This is a genomic window from Nesterenkonia pannonica, from assembly GCF_019575955.1.
Lineage (GTDB): Bacteria > Actinomycetota > Actinomycetes > Actinomycetales > Micrococcaceae > Nesterenkonia > Nesterenkonia pannonica.
Genome location: NZ_CP080575.1, coordinates 1,771,069 through 1,794,280, shown reverse-complemented (window position 1 = coordinate 1,794,280; position 23,212 = coordinate 1,771,069). Strand labels below are relative to the sequence as shown.

General features: G+C 66.4%; 23 protein-coding genes and 9 pseudogenes. 22 read left to right on the top strand and 10 right to left on the bottom strand.

Annotated elements, in window-relative coordinates:
• The first annotated feature begins 48 nt into the window (after window positions 1-48).
• The 5 genes and pseudogenes from K0H76_RS12905 (at window position 49) to K0H76_RS12885 (ending at window position 2,028) form a co-directional block, all read left to right on the top strand.
• Window positions 49-257 (top strand): annotated as a pseudogene (locus tag K0H76_RS12905) (DUF5703 family protein).
• A gap of 79 nt (window positions 258-336) precedes the next feature.
• Window positions 337-609 carry a hypothetical protein gene (locus K0H76_RS12900; protein WP_258933267.1) on the top strand — a complete coding sequence of 91 codons (273 nt, stop codon included), beginning with the start codon at window positions 337-339 and terminating at the stop codon, window positions 607-609.
• A 223-nt stretch (window positions 610-832) separates the two neighbouring features.
• Window positions 833-1,105, top strand: a pseudogene (locus tag K0H76_RS12895) (class I tRNA ligase family protein); the annotation flags it as partial.
• A gap of 37 nt (window positions 1,106-1,142) precedes the next feature.
• Window positions 1,143-1,499, top strand: a complete 357-nt coding sequence (locus tag K0H76_RS12890) for a hypothetical protein (protein WP_258933266.1) — start codon at window positions 1,143-1,145, stop codon at window positions 1,497-1,499.
• Entirely contained in the window at window positions 1,480-2,028 is a 549-nt protein-coding gene (locus K0H76_RS12885; protein ID WP_258935408.1) for a class I tRNA ligase family protein, read from the top strand. The genes K0H76_RS12890 and K0H76_RS12885 overlap by 20 nt, the downstream gene beginning before the upstream one ends.
• Here K0H76_RS12885 and K0H76_RS12880 read toward each other — a convergent pair.
• Window positions 2,000-2,968 carry a PAC2 family protein gene (locus tag K0H76_RS12880; RefSeq protein WP_258933265.1) on the bottom strand — a complete coding sequence of 323 codons (969 nt, stop codon included), beginning with the start codon at window positions 2,966-2,968 and terminating at the stop codon, window positions 2,000-2,002. The two genes, K0H76_RS12885 and K0H76_RS12880, sit on opposite strands and share 29 nt — an antisense overlap.
• A 53-nt stretch (window positions 2,969-3,021) precedes the next feature.
• Between K0H76_RS12880 and K0H76_RS12875 the strand changes: the two genes are divergently transcribed.
• The 16 genes and pseudogenes from K0H76_RS12875 (at window position 3,022) to tatC (ending at window position 14,577) form a co-directional block, all read left to right on the top strand.
• On the top strand, window positions 3,022-3,717 hold the full coding sequence (locus K0H76_RS12875) for an HAD family hydrolase (protein ID WP_258933264.1): 696 nt from the start codon (window positions 3,022-3,024) through the stop codon (window positions 3,715-3,717).
• Window positions 3,717-4,772, top strand: a pseudogene (locus K0H76_RS12870) (tRNA (adenine-N1)-methyltransferase). Before K0H76_RS12875 ends, K0H76_RS12870 begins: the two are co-directional and overlap by 1 nt.
• Before the next feature lie 124 nt (window positions 4,773-4,896).
• Window positions 4,897-6,198 (top strand): annotated as a pseudogene (gene arc / locus K0H76_RS12865) (proteasome ATPase); the annotation flags it as partial.
• Window positions 6,199-6,307: 109 nt separating this feature from the next.
• Window positions 6,308-8,005: a depupylase/deamidase Dop gene (dop, locus tag K0H76_RS12860; RefSeq protein ID WP_258933263.1), complete on the top strand. Its 1,698-nt coding sequence runs from the start codon at window positions 6,308-6,310 to the stop codon at window positions 8,003-8,005.
• 58 nt (window positions 8,006-8,063) lie between these two features.
• Window positions 8,064-8,282 carry a ubiquitin-like protein Pup gene (locus K0H76_RS12855; protein ID WP_258933262.1) on the top strand — a complete coding sequence of 73 codons (219 nt, stop codon included), beginning with the start codon at window positions 8,064-8,066 and terminating at the stop codon, window positions 8,280-8,282.
• A gap of 3 nt (window positions 8,283-8,285) precedes the next feature.
• A pseudogene (gene pafA / locus K0H76_RS12850) lies at window positions 8,286-9,648 on the top strand (Pup--protein ligase); the annotation flags it as partial.
• Window positions 9,649-9,845: 197 nt separating this feature from the next.
• Window positions 9,846-10,646, top strand: coding sequence for a hypothetical protein (locus tag K0H76_RS12845; RefSeq protein ID WP_258933261.1), 801 nt, complete (start codon window positions 9,846-9,848; stop codon window positions 10,644-10,646).
• Window positions 10,643-11,086, top strand: coding sequence for an FKBP-type peptidyl-prolyl cis-trans isomerase (locus K0H76_RS12840; RefSeq protein ID WP_258933260.1), 444 nt, complete (start codon window positions 10,643-10,645; stop codon window positions 11,084-11,086). Before K0H76_RS12845 ends, K0H76_RS12840 begins: the two co-directional genes overlap by 4 nt.
• Window positions 11,086-11,483, top strand: a pseudogene (locus tag K0H76_RS12835) (FKBP-type peptidyl-prolyl cis-trans isomerase). The gene K0H76_RS12840 and the pseudogene K0H76_RS12835 overlap by 1 nt, the downstream one beginning before the upstream one ends.
• A 7-nt stretch (window positions 11,484-11,490) precedes the next feature.
• Window positions 11,491-11,925, top strand: coding sequence for a hypothetical protein (locus K0H76_RS12830; RefSeq protein WP_258933259.1), 435 nt, complete (start codon window positions 11,491-11,493; stop codon window positions 11,923-11,925).
• 10 nt (window positions 11,926-11,935) lie between these two features.
• A complete protein-coding gene (locus K0H76_RS12825) occupies window positions 11,936-12,298 on the top strand; it encodes a WYL domain-containing protein (protein ID WP_258933258.1) in 363 nt (120 codons plus the stop codon).
• A gap of 115 nt (window positions 12,299-12,413) precedes the next feature.
• Window positions 12,414-12,698 carry a hypothetical protein gene (locus tag K0H76_RS12820; protein ID WP_258933257.1) on the top strand — a complete coding sequence of 95 codons (285 nt, stop codon included), beginning with the start codon at window positions 12,414-12,416 and terminating at the stop codon, window positions 12,696-12,698.
• 271 nt (window positions 12,699-12,969) lie between these two features.
• On the top strand, window positions 12,970-13,266 hold the full coding sequence (locus K0H76_RS12815) for a WYL domain-containing protein (RefSeq protein WP_258933256.1): 297 nt from the start codon (window positions 12,970-12,972) through the stop codon (window positions 13,264-13,266).
• A complete protein-coding gene (locus K0H76_RS12810) occupies window positions 13,263-13,430 on the top strand; it encodes a WYL domain-containing protein (RefSeq protein ID WP_258933255.1) in 168 nt (55 codons plus the stop codon). Before K0H76_RS12815 ends, K0H76_RS12810 begins: the two co-directional genes overlap by 4 nt.
• A 47-nt stretch (window positions 13,431-13,477) precedes the next feature.
• The gene (gene tatA / locus K0H76_RS12805; protein WP_258933254.1) at window positions 13,478-13,729 is read left to right on the top strand and encodes a twin-arginine translocase TatA/TatE family subunit; all 252 of its coding nucleotides are present in this window, start codon (window positions 13,478-13,480) and stop codon (window positions 13,727-13,729) included.
• Window positions 13,730-13,827: 98 nt separating this feature from the next.
• Window positions 13,828-14,577, top strand: coding sequence for a twin-arginine translocase subunit TatC (gene tatC, locus K0H76_RS12800; protein WP_258933253.1), 750 nt, complete (start codon window positions 13,828-13,830; stop codon window positions 14,575-14,577).
• Here the strand turns inward: tatC and K0H76_RS12795 are convergent.
• The 6 genes and pseudogenes from K0H76_RS12795 to K0H76_RS12770 all read right to left on the bottom strand — a co-directional run bounded on the left by K0H76_RS12795 (window position 14,556) and on the right by K0H76_RS12770 (window position 19,254).
• Window positions 14,556-15,587, bottom strand: coding sequence for an ERAP1-like C-terminal domain-containing protein (locus K0H76_RS12795; protein WP_258933252.1), 1,032 nt, complete (start codon window positions 15,585-15,587; stop codon window positions 14,556-14,558). The genes tatC and K0H76_RS12795 overlap by 22 nt on opposite strands.
• Window positions 15,521-15,763, bottom strand: coding sequence for a hypothetical protein (locus tag K0H76_RS12790; RefSeq protein WP_258933251.1), 243 nt, complete (start codon window positions 15,761-15,763; stop codon window positions 15,521-15,523). The genes K0H76_RS12795 and K0H76_RS12790 overlap by 67 nt, the downstream gene beginning before the upstream one ends.
• Window positions 15,760-16,668: a M1 family aminopeptidase gene (locus K0H76_RS12785; RefSeq protein ID WP_258933250.1), complete on the bottom strand. Its 909-nt coding sequence runs from the start codon at window positions 16,666-16,668 to the stop codon at window positions 15,760-15,762. Before K0H76_RS12785 ends, K0H76_RS12790 begins: the two co-directional genes overlap by 4 nt.
• 8 nt (window positions 16,669-16,676) lie before the next feature.
• Complete coding sequence (locus K0H76_RS12780; RefSeq protein ID WP_258933249.1) at window positions 16,677-16,901, bottom strand: hypothetical protein; 225 nt, start codon at window positions 16,899-16,901, stop codon at window positions 16,677-16,679.
• Window positions 16,902-17,316: 415 nt separating this feature from the next.
• A pseudogene (locus K0H76_RS12775) lies at window positions 17,317-18,308 on the bottom strand (aldo/keto reductase).
• Window positions 18,309-18,348: 40 nt separating this feature from the next.
• Window positions 18,349-19,254: an EamA family transporter gene (locus K0H76_RS12770; protein WP_258933248.1), complete on the bottom strand. Its 906-nt coding sequence runs from the start codon at window positions 19,252-19,254 to the stop codon at window positions 18,349-18,351.
• Window positions 19,255-19,349: 95 nt separating this feature from the next.
• Here K0H76_RS12770 and K0H76_RS12765 point away from each other — a divergent pair, with 95 nt between their 5' ends.
• Window positions 19,350-20,003, top strand: a complete 654-nt coding sequence (locus K0H76_RS12765) for a LysR family transcriptional regulator (RefSeq protein WP_258933247.1) — start codon at window positions 19,350-19,352, stop codon at window positions 20,001-20,003.
• A gap of 138 nt (window positions 20,004-20,141) precedes the next feature.
• Here K0H76_RS12765 and K0H76_RS12760 read toward each other — a convergent pair.
• The 3 genes and pseudogenes from K0H76_RS12760 to K0H76_RS12750 form a co-directional block, all read right to left on the bottom strand.
• Window positions 20,142-21,080, bottom strand: a pseudogene (locus tag K0H76_RS12760) (oxidoreductase).
• Window positions 21,081-21,285: 205 nt separating this feature from the next.
• Window positions 21,286-21,510, bottom strand: coding sequence for a hypothetical protein (locus K0H76_RS12755; protein ID WP_146341609.1), 225 nt, complete (start codon window positions 21,508-21,510; stop codon window positions 21,286-21,288).
• A 100-nt stretch (window positions 21,511-21,610) separates the two neighbouring features.
• Window positions 21,611-21,930: pseudogene (locus K0H76_RS12750) on the bottom strand (hypothetical protein).
• Window positions 21,931-23,212 lie beyond the last annotated feature (1,282 nt).

Sequence of the window (23,212 nt, the reverse complement as noted above, 5' to 3'; positions counted from 1 at the left end):
TGAAGGAGCGTCAATGCCGCACCAGACAGGGCAGCAGCCGGTCGAGAGCTGGTACACCCCGAGGATGAGGACGGCAGCGGTTGGGAGTACCTCGTGCTCACCTGCCAGCCCCGACAGTCCCTCGCCGAGGTGCGGCGGCAGGTGATCGACCACGCCGAGTACGGGCGCTGGGAGCTCCGACGCAGCGCCCTGTACACCGGGGAGTCCGGAAATACTGGCTCAGGCGTCGCCTGATGCGCGTGCGCAGGACCCTCTGACTGCGCCCGGCGGACGCCGATCCCGAGCGCGCACACATTGGGGCTTACCGGCCCGCTGGGCCGTTGATAGTGTGGCCCCATGAGCGCAGATCCCCGCATCGCATTGAACGCTCTCACCGATGCCCTCGGCGAGCACCTTTCAGCAGCCGTCAACCGCCGTGGGGAGGAAGACCCGGCGGTCGAGAAGGCGTTCTACGCGATCGGCGATGCCTTTGAGGCGTATGAGGACGCCCTCTTCGCAGCCACAGGCGAAGTGACGCCGCTGGACCTCTACGACGAGGAGGCGGACGCGGACGACGAGCTCGACGACGAGGACGAGGATGAGGATCTGGAGAGCCTCGGCGACGACTGAGACGCCCCGGCTCAGCGGGTCCTGAGCGGACGGAATGTCCGACCCCCTGCTGAGTTGTCCCCTGTTGGACCTGTCGCCTGAACCCTAAGGACGTACCGCGTGAGATCGTGGCCCGCGCCGCCCGTGCCCTCCCTCCCGCCGTGGACGAGACTCTCGAACTCCACAGCACCCCGGCAGCGACGAGGACCCCGTCGTCTCCCGCGACGGCACGGCATCGCTGTATGTGTGCGGCATCACTCCCTACGACGCAACCCACCTGGGTCACGCCAACACGTACGTGCAGTTCGACATCCTCGTGCGCTATTGGCGTGCGTGCGGCCTCGACGTCAACTATGTCCAGAACGTCACCGACATCGACGATCCGCTGCTCGAGCGGGCCGATGCGACAGGGGTGGACTGGCGCATGCTTGCTGAGTCCCAGACCGACCTGTTCCGCTCCGATATGCACGCGCTGCGTGTGATTCCGCCCAACACCTACATGGGAGCCGTCGAGATGATTCCCGGGGTGGTGGAGGACGTGGAGCGCCTGCTCAGTGAGGGAATCGCCTATCCGGTTCCGCCGAGGGCACCGCGACCCCGACTATTACTTCGACATCGCGAGCGCGGAAGCCCGGACGGGATGGACCTTCGGAAGCATCGGGAACTACGACCGCACATCAATGGAGGAGCTCTTTCCGGAGCGCGGGGCGACCCCGAACGCGCAGGAAGCGCGACCCGCTGGATCCTCTGCTGTGGCTGGCGCGACGCGACGGCGAGCCGAGCTGGGACGGGGCGCCCTGGGCGAGGGGCGACCCGGCTGGCACATCGAGTGTTCGGTGATCGCCCGTCGTCATCTTCCTGCCCCTTCAATGTGCAGGGTGGGGATCGGACCTGCGATTCCCGCACCATGAGTTCTCAGCAGCGCATGCGACAGCCGCAGACGGGGTGCCGCTTGCGGAGCACTACGCCCACACCGGGATGGTCGGCCTCGACGGCGAGAAGATGTCGAAGTCAAAGGGCAATCTGGTCCTCGTCTCCGAGCTCACGGCTCAGGGACACGATCCGCAGGCTATCCGGGCGCTGCTGCTGAGCCACCACTGGCGCGCCGACTGGAGCTTCGACCCCGACGATCTCGCTTTCGCCGAAGCGCGCCTGGGCCGCTGGAAGAGCGCCGTCGCGCACACTGAGGACTACGACGCTGATCCGTCGCAGCCCAGTCCCCTTCAGTACGCGCTCATGTCAGCCCTTTCGGGAGACCTCAACGCGCCAGCGGCTTTGGACATACTCGACCTGTGGGCCGCTGGCCAGTTTCCGGGGAACGTCCAGGCGGCAGACGATCGACCTCGTCGACGCGCTGCTGGGCATCAGCCTCGAGGCGTGAGCCCGCGCGTCCGCGCTCCGGAGTCGGACTTCAGGATTCCGGCGGTCGGCGTCGCTTGAGGTATCGCTCGAACTCCTCGGCGATCGCGTCGCCGGTGGCCTCCGGCAGGTTTGTGGTGTCAGTGGCCTCCTCGAGGCGCTTCACGTACTCACCGATCTCCGTGTCCTCTTCGGCCAGCTCATCGACCCCGCGCTCCCAGGCGGCCGCATCCTCAGCCACTTCGCCGGTGTCCACGCTGAAGCCCAGCAGCTCCTCAAGCTTGCGCATCACAGCGAGCTGAGCCTTCGGCGAGGGCGCCTGGCCCACGTAGTGCGGCACAGCAGCCCACAGCGAGACAGCGGGGATGCCCGCCTGGTACGCCGTGTGGGCAAGCACTCCGACGATGCCCGTCGGCCCCTCGTAAGTCGGAGCATCCACATCGATGGCTTCCTGCAGAGTCTCGTCCTCAGCAGAGAAGGAGGCGGGGATGGGACGGGTGTGAGGGACATCAGCCAGCAGTGCGCCCACCAGCACGACGGCATCGACGTCGTACTCAGCTGCCTTGGTCAGCAGGTCCGCCGTATAGGACTGCCACCGAAAGCTGGGCTCCACCCCGTGGACGAAGAGCAGCTCGAAATCCCCGCCGGAGACCTCGGCGCGCAGGATGGTCGTGGAGGGCCAGATGATCTCCCGATGACCCTGATTCCGAACGATCTTGGGGCGCGAGAACTGGAAGTCGTAGTACTCCTCCTCGGTGAGCTTCTCCATCACCTCGGCGTCGAGCGCAGACGCCACCGAACGTATGGCAGCCGAGGCGGCCCCGCCAGCATCGTTCCAGCCCTCGAAAGCCATCAGCATCACCCGGGGAGGCCGAGGCGCCTCCGACCCGTCCGCGATGATCGACCGGAGGTGGGACGCGAGAAGCTTCGCCCGGTCGGTGCTCACCGACAGGGCATCCGGGTGCTCCGAGTCGGACGGCTCCTGCCGACGATCCTCGGGCTCTGGGAATTCCTCGCTCACGCTCTTCACACTAGTGGGCCAGCCCCTCAGGCGGAAGCCGTAGGATGATCGGCATGTCTTCACTTCAGGCGGTCTTCTGGGACATGGACGGGACCCTCGTAGACACGGAGCCCTACTGGATACAGGCCGAATATGACCTCGTCGAAGCGTGGGGCGGCCAGTGGGACGAGGCCAAAGCCCAGCTGCTGGTGGGCCAGGCTCTCGAGTTCAGCGCCTCCGTCCTGCAGGATGCGGGCGTTGACATGGAGGCCGCCTCCATCGTGAATGACCTCATGGACAGCGTGATCGCGCGCTGCGCCCACGAGGTCCCCTGGCGGCCGGGCGCGCTCGAACTCGTGGGCAGCCTCCGCTCCGCCGGAGTCCGCCAGGCGATGGTCACGATGTCGTGGGGCCGTCTGGCATCCGCGATCGCCGAACAGCTTCCCCAGGGCCACCTGGAGTTCGTCGTCTCAGGCGACATGGTCAGCCGCGGAAAGCCTGATCCTGAAGCGTACCTCCTAGGCTTCGAGAAGATGTCCGAGCACCACATGCGTCTCACCGGTGAGGCCCTGGACAAGAGTCGCTGCATCGCCGTTGAGGACTCGATCCCCGGGACCGCGGCAGCTGCTTACTCAGGCCTGGTGACGCTCGCTGTGCCTCATTACTCGGACCTGCCCGAAAGCGGTCAATGGCACCTTGCCGAGAGCCTCTCCGGCCTGAGCCCCGCTGACCTCCAGAATCTCCTGACGAAAGAGCCGACAGCCGTCTGATGACGAACTCCTCCACTCCAGCGCCCGGACAAGCCGTAGGCGCGCACATGCGCCAAGGACCATTGCAGCCCGGACAGCGCGTTCAGCTGACAGACCGCAGAGGAAAGCCCTCCACCATCACGCTCGCCGAAGGCGGAGAGTGGCACACGCACCAGGGCGTGCTGCGGCACGACGTGCTCATAGGCCAGCCGGAAGGCATCGTGGTGGCCAACGACAAGGGGTACGAGTATCAGGTCCTCCGGCCCCTGCTCAATGACTTTGTCCTCTCCATGCCCAGGGGAGCCACGGTCGTCTACCCCAAGGATTCGGCGCAGATCGTCCAGGTCGCTGACGTGTTTCCGGGCGCCCACGTCGTCGAAGCCGGAGTGGGGTCCGGGGCGCTGTCCATCAGCCTCCTTCGCGCAGTGGGAGATTCCGGCACGCTGAGGTCATACGAACGGCGCGCAGAGTTCGCTGACATCGCTCGGGGCAACGTCGAGGCCTTCTTCGGAGAGGCCCACCCGGGCTGGGGCATCGAGCTGGGAGACTTCCAGGAGAAGGCCCCTGAGCTCGAGAGCCCGGCCAGCGTCGACCGTGTCATCCTGGACATGCTCGCGCCGTGGGAGTGCATCGACGCGGTCAAGACCGTCCTCGCCCCGGGAGGAGTCTGGGTCTCATACGTGGCCACCGTCACACAGCTGTCGCGACTGGCCGAGCAGCTCCGTGCCTCGAAAGGCTTCACGGAGCCCGAGGCGCACGAAACCATGCTGCGCACCTGGCACCTGGACGGCCTGGCGGTCCGCCCCGATCACCGCATGGTGGCGCACACCGGCTTTCTGCTGTCGACCCGTACTGGCGGACGATCAGACGCCCCTCACCCTGGCCAAGCGCGAGAAGGTCTCAGCGCCGAGCGCAGAGGACCGGCAGGCGTGGCCCGCCTTCGACGACGATGCCGTGTGGGACGACAAGACTCTCAGCACGCGCAATGTGACGGGAAGAAAGCCCGACGCGCCGCTGTTCACGCCCAGACCCTCGCCGACAGAGCCAAGGAGGTGCCGCGTCGTGACGGAGAATGAGCTCGCCGACGTCAGAAGCAGGCTCGAGCATGCCCACAGGCAGCTGGACAGTCTGCGCTCCCGCCATAAGGACGCTCAGGACAAGCTCCAGGCCGCAGGCCGCAGCAATGAGCGGCTCACGGGCATGCTCGAAGCGACCCGGAACCAGATCGCAGAGCTGAGAGGCGCTCTTGAGGCCGACGGCCAGGCGCCCTTCACGTTCGGGACCATCATCGGGTACCGGCCTTCGCGGGACCGCGTCGAGGGCCGGGAGATCGAGGCGGCCTCCGGAGTAAGCTGCGACATCCTCCACGGCGGTCGAAAGATGCGGGTCAGCGTCTCGCCCTCATCGAGCCCGCAGAGCTGCACCCCGGATCGGAGGTGCTGCTGAACGAGAACCTGACGATCGTCTCCGTCCTCGACCCCGACCGCACCGGTGAGGTGGCGAGGGTGAAGGAGGTGCTGCCCGACGGGCGGCTCGTCATCATCGCGCGGGGCGAGGAGGAGCGTGTCGTCGCGCTCTCGGAGGCCGCCGGCAGGCGAGGCGGCACCGAGGACGGGCAGTCTGCTCAGGCAGAGGTCGGAGACGCAGTGGTGGTGGACCTGCGAACCGGCACGGCCACCGAAGTCGTCTCCCTCTCTGAGGTGGAGGACGTCGTGCTTGAAGAGTCGCCGGACGTCTCCTACGAACAGATCGGAGGCCTGGCCGAGCAGATCGGTCAGATCCGTGACGCTGTCGAGCTGCCCTTCCTCCACGCCGACCTGTACCAGGAGCATGGGCTTCAGGCCCCGAAGGGATTCTGCTCTATGGGCCGCCCGGCTGCGGCAAGACGATGATCGCCAAAGCTGTGGCGTCGTCGCTCAACGACGGCGGCGAGAGCGCAAGCTTCCTCAACATCAAGGGCCCAGAGCTGCTGAACAAGTACGTGGGGAGACGGAGCGCCACATTCGCATCATCTTCGCCCGGGCACGTGAGCGCGCCTCCTCGGGACAGCCCGTGGTGGTGTTCTTCGACGAGATGGAGGCGCTGTTCCGCACCCGCGGCTCCGGGGTGTCCTCGGACGTGGAGACCACGATCGTGCCCCAGCTGCTCGCCGAGATCGACGGGGTGGAGTCTCTCGACAACGTCATCGTCATCGGCGCCTCGAACCGCGAAGACATGATCGACCCGGCGATTCTGAGGCCGGGCCGACTCGATGTGAAGATCCGGGTTCAGCGTCCATCAGCCGAAGGGGCCCGCGACATTCTGCGCATCCATCTCGGTTCTTCGGTGCCGCTTCGCCCAGCGCTGGTCGCCGAATGCGGCTCGTCCGAAGCGGCCCGGGAGGCTCTGATCGACCTCGTCGTCTCGCGGCTCTACCCCGCTCAGGCTGACTTCATGTCGGGCGCGGTGCTGAGCAACGTGATCGACCGGGCCAAGAAGGGCGCCATCAAAGACTTCATCGCTGCGGAGCAGAGCCCGGAGGCGAAGGGGATCGCCCCCACCACCTCGAGGCAGCCATGGACGAGGAGATCGCTGAGCAGAAGTCGCTGCAGGCGGGACTGGGGCTGCACGCATGACCGTACGTCGCCTCATCGGCATGGAGACCGAGTACGGCATCCACGCCCCCAACAATCCTCGAGCCAGCCATGTGGCGCTCTCCATCGAACTGGTGAACGCCTACGCGGCCCACGCCACCGAGTCCGGCTCGTCCGTCGCAGGCACAGAATGGGACTACCAGTCGGAGTCGCCGCTGGTGGACGCTCGCGGCTGGGTCCTTCCGCGGTCGGCTGCCCACCCCAGCCAGCTGACGGACAGCTCCGACGCTCTGGCCTATGCCGCGGAGCAGGAGGCGGGGGCCGGGGACGTCAGGGATGCTCTGGGCAACATCTCAGGAGGAGATCCGAGCCCGGCCGATGCGGCCGAGCGAGAGGGCCGTTCAGGGTCGACTGCCCCGGGCTCTCCGCATTGGCGAGGCGACTTCTTTGAGCTCAGGGACGGGCAGCCGCAGCTGCTCATGAACCTGGTGCTGGCCAACGGCGCGCGCTTCTACGTCGACCATGCGCATCCCGAGTATTCGGCGCCGGAGGCGATCGGGGCCAAGCGCGCTGTGCTCTATGACGTCGCCGGGGACCGCATCGCCTGCGACGCCGCTCGACGGCTCTCGCAGGAGGAGGGCGCACCCCAGGTGCTCCTCTATAAGAACAACACGGACAACAAGTCGGTATCCTACGGGGCGCACGAGAACTACCTTGTCCCGCGCTCCACCGACTTCGACGACATCGTGGACGGGCTGCTGCCCTTCTTCGTCACGCGGCAGATCCTGTGCGGAGCGGGGCGGCTCGGCATCGGTCAGCAGGGCCAGACGTCCGGCTACCAGATCTCCCAGCGCGCTGACTTCTTCGAGGAGAACGTGGGCTTGGAGACCACTGTGCGGCGGCCGATCATCAACACTCGGGATGAGCCTCACGCGCACTACGACACATGGCGGCGCCTCCACGTGATCATCGGCGACTCCAATATGAGCGAATACTCCGCCTGGATGCGCGTCGGAACCACCGCCCTGGTGCTGGACCTCATCGAGTCCGGCAGCGCACCGGATATCCGGCTCGCCGACCCCGTCGCGGCCCTGAAGCGCATCAGTCACGACACCAGCCTCACCGCAGCGGTCCACACCGATCGGGGCGAACTGACGGCCCTACAGATCCAGCGCCTCTATCTCGACGCGGCGAAGGAGCGCGCCCGTCGGGAGAGCGCCGCGGAGCTTGCGCAGGCGGCCCCTGACACGGAGACCGCTGAGGTCCTCGAAGCATGGGAGCAGCTGCTCACCGATCTCGAAGCGGATGTTTCGCTCGGCGCCGACAGAGTGGACTGGGTGGCGAAGCTCCAGCTCATCGAGTCGTACCGCCGCCGCGACGGCCTGGCATGGGATTCGCCTCGCCTCGGTCTGATCGATCTTCAGTACCACGACCTCCGCGAGGAGAAGGGGCTCTACTACAAGCTGGCGAGAGCAGGCCGCATGCGGCGCCTCTTCACCGATGACCAGCTCGCATGGGCTGCGGCGCACCCTCCCGAGGAGACGCGCGCTTGGCTCCGCGGGACGCTCGTGTCCGACTACGCTCATCTGGTGGCCGGAGTCTCGTGGGATCAGGTGCTGCTGCGTGAGAGCAGCGGCAGCCGACTGGTCCGCATCCCCTTGCCAGCCCTCATGCAGCCAGCAGAGCAGAAGCTGAGGAGGTCCTGCGCGCAGCCCCGACGACGCGGCCGTGATTGAGGCGCTCGAGGGCCTGGCGGGTGGGTCGTAGACTGGCACGAGACCGCACGACACCCCGGTGAGGAGACCCCAATCCCATGGCTCAGCCGCAGAAGCAGCCCCAGCGTCCAGGAGGCGACAACGGCCCGCAGACGGAGGACTCCGGCCAGGTGCGCGGAAACCCCAGGCGGCTGAGCGGGTCGACGAGCTCGACTCGCTGCTCGACGAGATCGACACCGTCCTGGAGTCCAACGCCGAAGAGTTCGTCAAAGGCTTCGTCCAGAAGGGCGGCCAGTAAGCGGTGGATCGCCGCGTCATAGGCGTGGAGACCGAGTTCGGCATCACGCACCGGCCCACCAGCGGACGGGGACTGCCCCGGATGAGCTCGCCCGGTATCTCTTTCGTCCTGTGGTCGAGTTCGGCCGGAGCTCGAACATCTTCATCCCCAACGGGGCTCGGCTCTATCTCGATGTGGGCTCGCACCCCGAGTACGCGACCGCAGAGTGCTCCGATCTGATTGACCTCATTGCGGCTGACCGGGTAGGCGAAGTCATCATGCACGACCTCGCCCAGGCGGCCGAGCGGCGGATCGCAGAGGACGGTTTCGACGGGGCGGTCTACATCCTGAAGAACAACGTGGACTCCGCTAAGCAACTCCTACGGCAGCCATGAGAACTATCTGATCCCGCGCACCACCCATTTCAGGCGCCTGTCAGGAATTCTGCTGCCTTTTCTGGTCACTCGCCAGATCCTGACCGGTGCGGGGCGGGTGGTGTAGGCGGATGAGACCCGCGAGGCGCACTTTGCGTTCTCGCAGCGGGCGGATCACATGTGGGAGGGCATCTCCTCGGCGACCACCCGCTCCCGGCCCATCATCAATACTCGGGACGAGCCCCACGCCGATGCGGCCGAGCACCGACGGCTGCACGTGATCGTCGGGGACTCGAACATGTCGACGACCACATCCCTGCTGCGCTACGGCTCCACCGATCTCGTGCTGCGCATGATCGAGGCGGGAGTTCCCATCGGCGACTACGAGATGGAGAACCCGATCAGGGCCATCCGTCACATCAGCCATGACCTCAGCGGCACCGCACAGGTGCGCATCCGAGGTGCTGAGCCGATGAGCGCGGTCGCCATCCAGAGGGTCTGCTGGAGCGGGCCAAGGCGTTCGTCGCCGAACGGGAGCCCACCATGAGCACGTGGACTCCGTCCTTGAGCTGTGGGAGCGCACGCTGGAGGCCGTTGCCACGGGTGATCACAGCCTGATCGACCGTGACATCGACTGGGCCATCAAGAAGCGGCTCGTCGATGAGATCGCCTCCCGGCAGGGGATCGGCCTCAACCACCCCAAGCTCGAGCAGGTCGATATGGCCTACCACGATGTCAGCCCGGATCGAGGGCTCTTCCATCTGCTGCAGCGTCGCGGACGCGCCACCGACGTCACGCGGCCCGAGCAGGTTCGCCAGGCGATGGTGACTCCGCCGCCGACCCGGGCGGCACTGCGCGGCGAGTTCCTCTCCGCCGCGCGGGCCTTCGGGGCGGAGGCGCAGACCGACTGGGTCCATCACAAACTGGTTGACCGGCCCTTGGAGGCCATCATGCTCAAGGATCCGTTCGCTTCGGCCGATGTCCGTGTGGACGCTCTTCTCGACAAGCTCGGGGATCGGGAGCGTCAGCTGCGGCGGCGCAGCATCGATGAGCGCGACGGCACCGCAGCGTCGCTGGCGCTGACCGATCTGTATGTCCGCAGCGAGACGGATGAGCAGGCGGGGCTTCCGGCAGCGTGAATCTGCGGTGGGCGTAAAGCGCCGTCGACAGCGTGCTTGAGGCCTCGCGCCCAAGGTACAGTTCCCCGGTGATGCCTACGTCTCGCCTGACCTCCCAAAGCCTTGCGCTGAGCACTGCTGCGCTTCTCGTCCTCTCCGCCTGCGGCGACGCTGAGGGCGATGGCCTCGGCGATGCTGACGCGCTCTCCGGGGTCGACGTCTCTCCTCAGGATGAAGGCGCCCCGGAGGTGCTGATACACGACGATATTGAGCTCGAAGAAAACGCCTCGCGAGTGGTGAACTCCGGCGACGGGGAGCAGGTCTCCGAGGACTCGCTGCTGGACTACCAGCTGGTGGCCGTGGACCCCGAGGACGGCACCGTCCTTCAGGATTCCTATGAGCAGGATCTGACCCCGTATCTGCCGCTTCCGGCGTTCCTCGGAACCGAGGGCCAGAACCAGTTCATCGGAGAGGCGCTCAGCGCCGACGGCGTGACGATCGGCTCCGATGTGGCGGTCTATCTGCAGGCCGGTCCCGCGGAGGCGGCAGAGGGCCAGGAGGACTCCCTCTACATCTTCCACCTGGAGGGCCAGGCGCCGGCGCACGCCGACGGCGAAGAGGCCGAGCAGTCCGGAGACCTTCCTGAGATCGACTCCTCCGTCGGAGATGCCCCTGACCTGGCGGAGGAGGAGCTGGCTGACCCGCCGGAGGACCTGAGCACCGAGGTGCTCATCGAGGGCGACGGCGACGAGATCGGCGAGGATGACTACGTCTTCGCCCAGTACCGGGGATGGACCTGGTCCGAGGGCGAAGAGTTCGACTCCTCGTGGAGCGAAGACGGACAGCCCGGCGAGCCCTTCGAATTCTCCTCGATGAGGAAGTCTCAGCCATGACCCAGCAGGGGGCCATTGAGGGCTGGAATGAGGGCATTCCGGGTCACCGAGTCGGTGACCGTGTCCTGATGGTGATTCCGCCCGAGATGGCCTACGGAGAGTCCGGTCAGGGTGAGGCGATCGGCCCGGACGAGACCCTGATATTCGTTGTCGACCTGGTCAAGATCATCGACGCTGAGACCGTCAGCGACGTGATGGCCCAGCAGCAGGAGCAGCAGCAGCCGGCCCCGCAGGAGCTGGACCTCTCCGACGAGGAGCGTGAGCAGCTGGAGGAGCTGGCCGATGAGATGGGCATCTCGGCCGAGGAGCTGGAGATGCTCGCGGCGCAGCTCGGCGTCGAATCGATCGACGAGCTGGAGCAGTTCGTCGGCGACGCCGAGGAGACAGCCGACGAGGACGCCGATGAGAGCGAAGACGAGAACGAGGAGGACCAGGACTGATGTCTTTTGGGGAACGCGCATACGACCGCAGCAAGCCCATGATCGACTTCCCGGGGAGACGCCCCGGAGGAGCTGGTCATCGAAGAGCTGATCCCGGTTCCGGTCCCGAGGCGGCACCGGGTGACATGGTTGCCTGCCACTACGTGGGCGTAGCCTTCTCCACGGGCGAAGAGTTCGATGCCTCCTGGAACCGCGGCCACACGCTGGACTTCACTGCTGGCATCGGTCAGGTCATCCAGGGATGGGACCAGGGCCTGATCGGGATGAAGGAAGGCGCCCGTCGGCGTTTTGAGATCCCGCCCCACCTTGCCTACGGCGAGCAGGGTTTAGCGCGGCCATCGGCCCGAACGAAACCCTCATCTTCGTGGTCGACCTCATGCGGGTGGAGAAGAACTGACACGCGCGTGACAGACGGGCCCAAAGCGGTGCAGGAGGAGCAGGCCGACGACGGCGTCGTCAGGGCACTCTCGGTCGCCAAGACCGTCTTGGACGCCTACCGCACCGGGATCACACGCGGCGAACTCCGAGAACGGGTTGAGAGCTACATAGAGCTCAGAGCCTCCGGGCAGGACGACGACTCGTTCGAGCGGATGTTCGGCCGGGACAAGGAGTACCTGCGGGCCACCGGAGTTCCGCTGACCGAGATCAGCAGCGCAGGGGACTACCGCTACAGCATCGACCCGGACCAGTACGGACTTCCGGACATGCGGCTGGAGCCCGCGGAGCGGCTCGTGCTGCGACAGGCTCACGCTGTCTTCGCCGAATCCAATATCCGCGGCCTTCAGCACGCCCTCTGGGCACTCATTCCCGAGGCTGACCCCAGGATGACGCCGCGCTGAGCGCGCCCCCGTGTCGTTTCAGACATCGATCGGCTCTGAGCAGGAGATCGACCGTCTCCTGGAGCTCGCCGCGATCGGCATGGGTGGGGCGCTGATGTTCCACTACACCGGACGCGGAAGCTCGAGCCCGACCGAGCGCCGCATCGTGGGCCTGGGGGCCGGAGTCCGCGGCCACTGGTACCTCTACGGGTTCGATCTCGACAAGGAAGCTCATCGAGTCTTCCGCATGGACCGGATCCACTCCCACATCCGGCCGCTGAGAAGGATGACCCCGAGCACCGTGCCGCGGCAGACGCTGCAGCCGCCGCGGCAGGGGACGCGCAGGAGGACACAGCACGGGTTCTCGCCGACATTCCCGAGCAGGAGAGTCTGAGCACCGTCCTGACGGGCGTGCTGACGGCACACGAAGGCCCCGCCCCAAGGCACCGAGACTGCGCCCGGCTGCGGCGCAGCGGCCCGCCGACGCCGCGGGGGCAAAGGTGGATCGCGTGATCAACATGGCCGCCGTGCTTCTCAGCGGCCAGCAGCTGCGGCCCTCCGAGCTGATGCGCCGGTTCAGCATCACCGCTGAGCAGCTGCACCGGGACCTGCTGTCGCTCGGTATGACGGGGACCTTCGGCGACGGCTACTCCGGCGACTACCTCGAGGTCCACCCGCTTCCGCCGCTGGAGCCTGAGCGCTTCCGCAGCGACTATCTCTCCGGGACGTTCCCGTGCGGCTCACCGGCCCGGCCGGCACGGCGGTGGACACCATGTCCCGCCCGGTGTCTCTGACGCGCTACGGTGCGCTCGGCGTGCTCATGGCGCTGCAGGCGCTGGAACGCATGAGCGCGCCGGACGACAGTGGCACAGGGCCTGCCGTGCGCAGCCTGAGGCGCAAGATCGCTGGGGTCGTCCCCGGAGCTCGTCAGCGCAGCGGACTCCATGGCCCTGGCCCGCACCTCCGCGGAGAACGTGTCCCTCGAAAGCATCCGTGCCGCAGCGGCTTACGGCTTCTGCGTCAGGATTCGCTACAGCGACGCCGCTAAACAGCAGGACCCAACGCGTGATCGAACCCGTGCAGATCGTTCACGACGGCCCCGGCGTCTATGTTCGTGCGTGGTGCCGACAGGCGGAGGGGGAGCGTCTCTTCCGGATCCAGCGCATCGAACAGATCGAGACGCTGCCTGACGTGCTGCGCAGCCAACGCGCAGACGCCCTTGCGCGGACCGCAGCGCCGCGGGCCCTTGCTCCGCGCACGGACGAGTCCATCAGCGTGGTCCTCAGATTCTCGCCCCGGCCGCCGGGACGGCGGAGCGCTTCGCCCCTTCCCGCATTCATCGCGAGAAGTCCGGCACGGTGACCATCGGCACCCACTTCAGCAGTGCTGAGGCCGCCGTCGGGTACGTCGTCGCCGCAGGCGGGGATATTCAGGTGCTCCAGCCCCGAGAGCTGCGCCAGCAGGTGTACGCCCGCGCCCAGCAGCAGCTGCGCGACGCCCAAGGGGGCGACGAAGCTCGGCGTTGAGCTGAGCGGCGTAGAATGGCCGGAACGTCAGAAAGGAAGGCCGCACCATGTCTTGGCAGCACCTGCTCATCGTTCTCCTGATCGTCCTGCTGCTCTTCGGCGCCAGCCAGCTGCCCAAGCTGGCCAAGTCGATGGGCCAGTCGGCTCGGATCTTCAAGGACGAGGTCAAAGAGTTCAAGAAGGACGACACTGCCTCTGAGGGGCGCGGCGACGAGTCGCGCATGGTCGAGGGACGCGTGATCGACGGGGAGCGCACTGCACGGCCCACCCCGGAGTCTGAGCGCCACGACCAGCGCTGAGCGGATGACCGCAGCCTCCGAACGTCGAGCCGGTGCGGCTCCCGGAGCGCGACCGTTCGCCCAGAGAGAGGCGATCACGCCGGGATCCCGAGGGGCGTATGGCTCTGAAGGATCACCTCCGAGAGCTTCGCAATCGCCTGCTGATCTCCTGCGCAGCTGTGGTGCTGTGCGCCGTCGCCGGAGGCTTCCTCTACGACTGGATCTTCTCCGCCATCGCAGAGCCGGTCCTCAGCTATGCCGCCGACGACGAATCCCGCCAGGCTGCCATCGCCTTCAACGCGGTCGGCCAGCCCTTAGACATGCTGGTCCGATCGCAGTGTTCGCTTAGCATCGTCATTTCGTCACCGGTCTGGCTCTACCAGATCTGGGCATTCATCATGCCTGGCCTGCGGAAGACGGAGAAGCGCTACGCGATCGGATTCATCGCAGCCTCAGTGCCGCTGTTCCTGGCGGGCATCTGGTTGGCCTATACAGTGCTGCCCCAGGCGATCCAGTTCTTCTTCGCGCTGAACCCCGAGGGGACCACCAACTTCATCGCCCCGGATGTCTACTTCACGTTCGTGCTGCACCTGTTCCTCGCCTGCGGCGCTGCCATGGTGCTGCCGGTCGTGCTCGTCGGGGTGAACATGATGGGTCTGGTCTCCGGCCGCCAGATTCTGCGCTCCTGGCGATGGGTGGTCATGCTCATCGCCGTCATCTCTGCGATCGCCGCGCCTGGAGGCGAGGTCATCACCATGTTCATCATCATGGCGCCCCTGTGCCTGCTCTTCGGCCTGGCGATCGGTCTGACGCTGCTGCTGGACCGTCGTAAGTCGAAGAGGCAGGCTCAGGACCCGACGTTCGCCTGAGCGCTGAGGCTGCGCAGGAGTGCGTCCTGCTCCTCCAGGATCAGCTTACGCAGTGCACGCGGGGCGTCCGGATTCTCCTCGAGCCAGGCGGCAGTGCGTACGGCCGCCGGATGCTCGGAGGCCGTCTGGCCCGGCTCAGGGTGCGCGACTGACGGGAAGAGGCCGCGGACCACACGACCAGCGTTCCCGAGCGTCATGGAGCCCCACACACGGTTCAGCGAGGCGAAGTACTCGGGCTCGTAGCCGGAGGTGAGATTCTGCGGGTCGGCCCCGAATCCGTCGATGACAGCTGACAGATGATCGTTGGAAAGCTCCTGGCCATCTTCGTCCGTGCCCGAAAGGGCCTGCTGGAGGGCAGAATCCTTCACCCTGCGTTCCGGTCGGGATGCCAGTGCCATGCGGTGGGCGATCGCCCCGCGGGCTGTCCGCTTCGCCTCAAGCTCAGCATCCACATGTTCCTGCGCGGCTCTGCCGTGGGCCACGAGCGCCTGGAGGAACGCCCACCGCAGCTGCTCGTCGATCTCCAGCCCCAGTATTCCGTGCGCGGAGGCCTCGCCGTCCAGAAGGCCCGCGAGCAGGTCCAGCTGGGATCCATGCCTGAGGGAGAGGGACGCCAATGTCCTTGCGGCAGCCAGCTGCGCATCCCCGCCGTTCTGCTCCGCGATGAATTCCGCCAGCCGGGCGGCGAACCGGCTCTCGACATCCTGCCGATGAGAGGCCGGGGTGTAGCGCTCCGCAGCGGCGTCTGCCTGGCGAAGCAGCGAGGAGACCACGGCCGCCTCAGGTATCTGAAGACCCAGCTCGGACACGGCCTTGATGAATTCTGGAGCGGGCAGCTCACCGTCGCGCACCATGGACCACATGGAGGCCCACACCGTCGCTCGTGCCAGTGGGTCATTGAGCGGCAGAGTCAGCGCTGCGGCGACTGATTCCGGGTCCAGGCTCAGCTTGGCATAGGTGAGATCCTGATCGTTGGGCAGGACCAGGCGCGGCTGGTCCTGGGGAACCACCAGTCCCGGCACCGGTGTGAGACCGGCGGGAGCCTCAGGGCTGATCTCCACGGGGCGGAGGAGTGCAGGCTGAGCTGCCCGTCATCGTCGAGGACGTACAGTCCGACCTCCACCACGTGAGGGCGGGCGATCTGGCCGCCGGTGGACGGGTCGATGCCGGTCTGACGGATGCTCACCGCGTCCTCGGACACCTCGACCTCGAGAATCGGAATGCCTGCTGTCTCCAGCCATGCCTGTGACCAGGCGTGCATGTCCTGCCCGTCGTCTCGTGGAGCACGCTGAGGAAGTCGCTGAGGCCGGTGTTTCCGAAGGCGTGCCGTGCGAAGTATCGCTGGGCCGCTTGGCGGAACGCGTCGCGCCCCGCGTAGGCGGCGAGCTGCTTGAGCACACTGGCGCCCTTGGCGTAGGTGATTCCGTCGAAGTTTTGGTGCGCTGCCTGAAGGTCAGGAATGTCGGCGACGATCGGATGGGTGGTGGGGAGCTGATCCTGGACGTAGGCCCACGCCTTCCGACCGTTGGCGAACGCGACCCAGGCGGTGTCGAAGTCCGTGGCCTCGTCAACAGCGAGCGAGCCCATGTAGTCGGCGAAGGACTCCTTGAGCCACAGATCGTCCCACCAATGCATGGTGACCAGGTCGCCGAACCACATGTGCGCCATCTCGTGCATGATGACGTTGGCGCGCAGCTCATGCTGGGCCTCCGTGGCGGCGGTGTCGAAGATGAGCCGCTCGGTGAAGACCACCAGGCCCGGGTTCTCCATTGCGCCCGCGTTGTACTCGGGGACGAACACCTGTTCGTACTTCCCGCGGGCACTGCCCTCGGCGTTGGGCTCGGCGCCGCCCCACGGGTAGGGGTACCCGAACTCCTGATGGAAGAAGGTCAGGCCCTGCTTCGTGATGGTGAAGAGGTTCTCAGCGTCGAGGTGGTCGGCCATGGCTCGGCGCACCAGCACCGTGAGGTGCAGAGTCAGGTCTCGATCGGGGTGCGCCCACTCGTCCGTCACCTCATGGTACGGACCGGCGATGAACCCGATGAGGTAGCTGGACATGAGGGCGGTCTCGGCGAACGTCACCGTCGTCATGCCTCTGCTTACCGTCTCCTGCGATGAGACGGGGAGTTGGAGCGCAGCAGCCACGCATCGGGGCCGGTGATGCTGAACGTGAACCTGGTCTTCAGGTTCGGCTGATCGAAGACCGGGAGTATTCGCCGGGCGTCGGCGGACTCGCACTGGCTGTACAGGTAGACGCTGCCGTCCTGATCCTCGTACCGGTGGAGGCCCTCGCCCGATCGGGAGTACCTCGATGTGGCGCGCACGACGATGGTGTTCTCGCCGTCTGCCAGGCCGTCGAGCTGGATCCGTGCGTCCCCGCGGCTGTCGAGGCGTCGCGGTCCTCGCCGTTGATCGTCAGCGCTTCGACCGATGCGCCGAGGTAGTCGAGGAACGGAGTCTGCTCGCTGGCCGATGCATCGTAGGTGATATGCAGAGTCGCCTCCACGGGGAAGGTGGCCGCAGCGGGCTGCTCCGCCCCCGAGAGGTCCAGATGGGCGGTCACTGACTGCACGCTCACAGCGGCAGCGCGTTCGGCTGCCTCGTGGCGGGTCAGGTTGTCGTCATCGAGCTACTCGCGTTCTCACCTGGGGCTTCGGGCGTCTGCGTCATACGTGCCATTCAAGCACGCCTCGGGCCTGACCTGCCTGCGCAGCTCGCCCACCGTGGGACCGCGGCGGCTCACCAGCGGTGGTGGACCTCGGGTTTGATGCGCCGTTCGTAGAGCTCTGCAGCGGCCTCGAAGAATCTCTCCGGGAGCGCGTTCATGGTGCCGGCTTCGGCGTTGGTCTGCGCCTGGGCGGCATTGCGGGCGCCGGGAATGACGGTGGAGACCCCGGACTGCTGAGCCACCCAGCCCAGGGCGGCCGTGGGCGGGCGCCACCCGGTGTCCCGGGCGATCTCCGTGAACTCGCGGGCAGCTTCGACGCCGTTCTCGAAGTCGACGCCGGCGAACGTCTCGCCGACGTCGAAGGCCTCTCCCCGCCGGTTGAAGCTTCGGTGATCGTCGGCGGCGAAGGTGGTGTCCTTGCTGTACCGCCCAGCGAGCAGGCCGGAGGCCAGGGGCACACGCGCGATGATTCCCACCCCGGCTTCCTGGGCGGCGGGAAGCACCGCCTCGAGGGGCTTCTGCCGGAACGCGTTGAGGATAATCTGCACCGTTGCCAGGTTCGGCCGTTCGATGGCTGTGAGCGCCTGATCCACGGTCTCCACGCTGACTCCGTAGGAGGCGATCGCCCCTCCTCGACGAGTGTGTCCAGAGCGTCATAGACGGCATCCGAGGAGAACACGGCGTCATCGGTGGGGCAGTGCAGCTGGACGAGGTCCAGCGTCTCCACGCCCAGGTTCTTCCGAGACCTGTCGGTCCATGCACGGAAGTTCTCCAGGGTGGCGTGCTCCAAGGTCGGCTCCGGCGCGCGGCGGATCATCTTGGTGGCGACAGTGCCCTTCCAGTCAGGGTTGGACCTCATCCACTGTCCGATCCTCTGCTCGCTGCGGCCGTCGCCGTAGACGTCGGCGGTGTCGAAGAAGGTGATGCCGCTCTCCGCCGCCGCGTCCAGGACCCCATGGGCATCAGCGTCGGAGACGTCTCCCCAGTCTCCGCCGATCTGCCACGTGCCGAGGCCGATGACAGAGACGCTGCGTCCAGTTCCTCCAAGAGTGCGAGTATCCATACTCAGGAGGCTACACCGGCGGAGCGTATTCTGCGCAGGGTCACCTCAGGGTGGTCCCGCCCGCCTGAAGGTCCATCGGGCGGCGTCTGCGCAGAAGCCGCGGCGGGTGCATGCTCAGCATGATCAGCACGTTCGCGGCCACGACGAGTCCGATTCCGGCCCATGCCATGAGGGGCAGATCCTCAGCGAGGAACACCGACCCCAGGAGCGCGGCGAAGAGAGGGTTCAGGGACATGCCTAGCCCGAACACGAGCGGGCTGATGTGACGAAGCACGATGAGATCCAGCGAATAGGGGACAGCAGTGCTCAGGACGCCACCGCCGCGGCGAACAGGTACGCCTCCAGCGGAGGCTGGACGCTGATGACTATTCCGATGGCGAAGGGAACTGTCATGACGGAGGAGAGAATCGTCGCTGCGGCCGTTCCGGTCAGCCCTGACGCGCCGACCCACCACCCTGTTGGTGAGGATGTAGCCTACCCAGCAGACAGCCGCGAAGAGGGCGATGCCCAGGCCGACGAAATCACTGGTCGGGCTGGGGCGTGTGAGCAGGACGACGCCGAGAAGCGCGATGGCGGCGCACCCTACGTCGCGAGCTCGGCGTGAGGCCGCTATGGCGACGGCCAGCGGACCGAGGAACTCGATGGTCACCGCCATGCCCAGGCCGATCCGGTCCACAGCCGTGTACAGAGCGGTGTTCATCCCCGCGAAGAAGAAGGCGAGAAGGGCGATGGGCCCCCACTGGGCGCGGGTGAGCCGGTGCAGGCTGGGGCGGGCGAGGCTGTTGAGGACCAGCGCAGCAACTACCTGCCGCGCGGCCACCACACCCAGAGGCGTCAGGGTGGGAAAAGCCAGCGATCCGATCGCTGCGCCCGCCTGGGTGCTGGCTGCGCTGGTACCGATCATAGTGAAGCCCCGGCCTGGGCGTCCCTGGAGTCCGCTGCTCATGCTCACGAGTCTCAGTCAGACGTCCGGTTGCGCATAATGCATGCACTCTGTCTGCTATACGCTGAGTGTATGGATTGGGATCTGCGCCACGCACAGTGCCTCATCGCGATCGCAGACGAGGGACGCTGACGGACGCCGCGATCACTCTGGGCATTTCGCAGGCTCAGGTCTCGCGCAGGCTGCGGGCGCTCGAGGAGGCGTGGAACGTCCAGCTGGTGCGTCGAATGCCCCGGGAGGCGGCCCTGACCGAGGAGGGCGGCGCGCGCTTCCCCAGGTGCGAAGCCTGCTCCAGCTCGCCGCAGCGGCGGAGCAGACCGCCCGAGGCGCCGTGCAGCTGCGGCTCGGCTACGTCGCCACCGTTGCCGGGGCGCACGCCGCAGCTGCAGCGGCTGTGGCGGCGGGACAATCCCGAGTCGGATCTTGTTCTGGTGCACGGCCGCGCCCCGAGCGCAGGGGTGGCTGAAGGGCCTCGTCGATGCTGCGGTGGTGCGTTCCGTGCCCGAGGGGCGACGGTATGGGTCTGCGGCGTTGGGGAGGAGGCGCTGATGGTGGCGGTCGCTGATGACGACGTCTGGGCCGACCGGGGCGAGGTCGCCCTCATGAGTTCGCCTACCGCCCCTGGTGCTCAATACGGGGTCGGATGTGCCGCTGGATCGGGCGTGGGGAGCCATCCGGCTCCCACCGGCACTCGTGGTGGATTCCACCGACTCGTGGCTCGACGCCGTGGCTGGGGCGGGGCATCGGTGTGACGACGTCCGCAACCTCACAGCAGCACCGCCCGGAAGGGCTGCGCTACCTCAGGATCGCCGGAGGTCCGACCGCCCAGGTATCGATGATCTGGCCGAAGCAGGCTCCGAACCCGCTGGTAGGGGCCGCGGAGGTGCTTCTCAGCCTACTTTTCGCTCAGTGACCCGAACTGCTGTTCGACCCCGGACCTCTCCGGCGAGGATCTTCTCAGCCTGCGAGAAGACGTCGTTCAGGCCTATCGTCTCGGTCATCTGGTCGAGGAGATCGAGGGGCAGATCCGTGCTGAGCCGGTGCCATACGCGTTCGCGCACCGCCAGCGGCTGTGTCACGGAGTTGACGCCTCTGAGGGTCACGCCGCGAAGAATGAACGGCACCACGCTTGTGGGCAGGTCCGTTCCTGCGGCGAGTCCGCATGCAGCCACTACGCCCTCATTCGACGTCTGGGCGAGGACGTTTGCCAGGGGAGTGGAGCCGACGCTGTCCACGGCGCCTGCCCATCGGGCCTTCTGCATCGGTTTTCCGGGGTCGGCGAACTCTTCACGATGGATGACGTCGGCGGCGCCGAGGCCGCGCAGGTAGTCGCCATGCTCCTCCACGCGCCCTGTGACGGCCGTGACGCGGTAGCCGAGCCGCGCCAGGATCGCCACGGCCACGGAGCCGACGCCCCTGAGGCGCCTGTGACGACGATGTCGCCGGACTCGGGAGTTATGCCCCCGTCCTCGAGGGCCAGGACGCACAGCATCGCCGTGAAGCCCGCTGTGCCGATCGCGGCGGCACGAGAGTGGCTGATGCTCTCGGGAACCCGAACGAGGTGATCTCCGGACACCCGCGCCCTCTGGGCCAGGCCGCCGTGCTGCGTCTCACCCAGGCCGTCGCCGGTCAGGACAACATGATCGCTTACTGCCCAGCGCTCGTCCTCGGAGGAGACGACGGTGCCGACCAGGTCGATGCCTGGGATCAGCGGTGAAGCGCGGACGACACCGGGCTTGCTTAAGAATGGCCAGACCGTCCTTGTAGTTGATTCCCGAGTGGGTGACATCGATGGTCACGGCATGGGGGCTGAGGAAGTCGTCCGACAGCTCCTCACTTCCGCTGTGTGCTGAAGGATCTTGCCCTTCTCGGTCTCCTGCTCGATCACTGCGGCGTGGAAGCTCATGTCCGCCACTGTAGTGATTTCCCGTTCGGGGGAAATGGGTGGGCGGGCTCCGCGCCGCAGAGCAGGCGCGCTGAGGCCCCGGCCGCATATGCGAACCGGGGCCTCAGCGTCAGACGCTCAGGGCGCGCTCAGCGCTTGCCGCGCTTCTCCAGCTGCGAGAGGGCCAGGCCCAGTCCGAAGAAGGTGGGAGCCCAGTGACCGACGAAGATGCCCCACCGGTCTGCCTGCGGCTTGGACTCGTCGCCGGCGAAGCGGGAGATGACCCAGCTGCCTGCGGAGACGCCCACGGAGATGAGGGCTGCGTTGTACGCGTGCTCTGAGCGGAAGCCGAGATCGTGAATCGTCTGCAACATGCTGGAACTCCTTTGATATTGGGGTCCCCACATCATGCACAGCCTGAGATGAGCACCCCTGGATGCTGCCCGCACGTACCTCCAGCGTGCGTTCGGGGCTTCAGCGCAGGCGAGGTGGGCGGGTGGCCCACAGCACGCCTACCACGAGCGCCGGTTGGAAGGGCAGACGAATCGCGCGCTTTCGGTCGGTGTCCAGACCGAAGCCGTCGCGCCGGTGGTACCACTGGGCGATGTTGCCGGGGAAGATGGCCGTGAAGAATCCTGCGGCGACCCGTCCCACCGTTCGTCGATGCCTGCCGGGAACACCAGTGCGAGGCCCAAGCCGACCTCGCAGACGCCCGAGGCGAGGACCGTGGCGTCCTTCGACAGCGGAACGAACTCCGGCACCTGGGCCTGGAACTCTTCGCGGGCGACCGTCATGTGGCTGACACCTGCGCCGACCAGCGCGGCCCCAAGTGCGATGCGAGTCGAGCTGCGGGCGAAGGAGGACCGGGCGAGAGGGTGCCGTGTGTGCTCATGCCGGCACTCTACGCCCGCCCGCGCAGCAGTCAGGTGTACGGGCGGTGCACATTGAGGGGAGCGTATGGGCTCGAAGCAGTGGGGACAGGTGCGAGACATCGCCACGGCTCTTGAGTGCGCCGAGAGGACTCGAACCCCAACATCTCATTGGACGAAATGCCGATACTCGCCCGGAATGACAGGGATGCACGCTCATCGAGCGCCGATTGTTACGAGACGTCGATGGCCGTCAAAGACCCCGGATGTCCGCCTCAGTGTTCCCAAAGGAACAGGCATTTATTACGCGCCGGAGGGTGTAATACTCAACTTATGGGCCGATGGACTCAACACCACGCAAAGCGTGAGCAAGCCATAAACGAGCTGATGGAAACACACTTCTTCGCCTATGAGTCCACTGGGACCGTGGCAGCCGTAGACAAGGTGCCGCGAGTGAGTGTTCCACATCTCAGCGACCTGCGAGGTGGCTACCTCTATTGCTTGGAGCTCACCGGGGCTTGTCAAGGTAGCCGCAGCGTCAACCCACTCATGCGACTCAGAACACACTGCGCAGCGGCTCGCGGCCTCGGGATCCAGCCAATCCGCGTATGGGTTAGTCCAGCGCATCAAGATTTCCACGTGATGGAGATACGAATGCTCGAGCACCTCGCCCAATGCGCGACTGAGGCACTGGGTCCAGAGAACTTTCGAGGCGATGGGTTGCTCGAAACAGTGCATGCCTGGTGGAGGACGCAAGGACTCCTGGCGAAGCCACTTGATGTAGTTACAGGAACCAACCTCATGCAAGCGTAGATCTCAACTGCGCACCCATGTGACCTGGGTGTTTCAAACTTGCAAGTCTTTTGCGTGTCGGGCCCCAATGGGAACAGGTCTAATGTGACGTCACCCTTCCTCGAAGATGATCTCCATACCCCGGTCAGGGTGGAAGCTCCAATGGGCAGATATGCCGTCCCACCTGCGCTGCGCTGACCTTGGATCGCAGACGTTTGAGCGATGTCGCTACGCACTCGCTGTGGCATGTCGAGCTCGCGTGAAATACACAGGAAGGCGTCGGCCTGGCTCTCGCCGTAACCTTCTCTGGCCTGCGGGTTCTCCGTGGCGATAGAGGATATCTCCAGGTACTCGCGACTACCCCAATAGATTGCGCCCGGCGCCTCCTCTTCGCAGGCCGCGTCGGCAGCTTCGA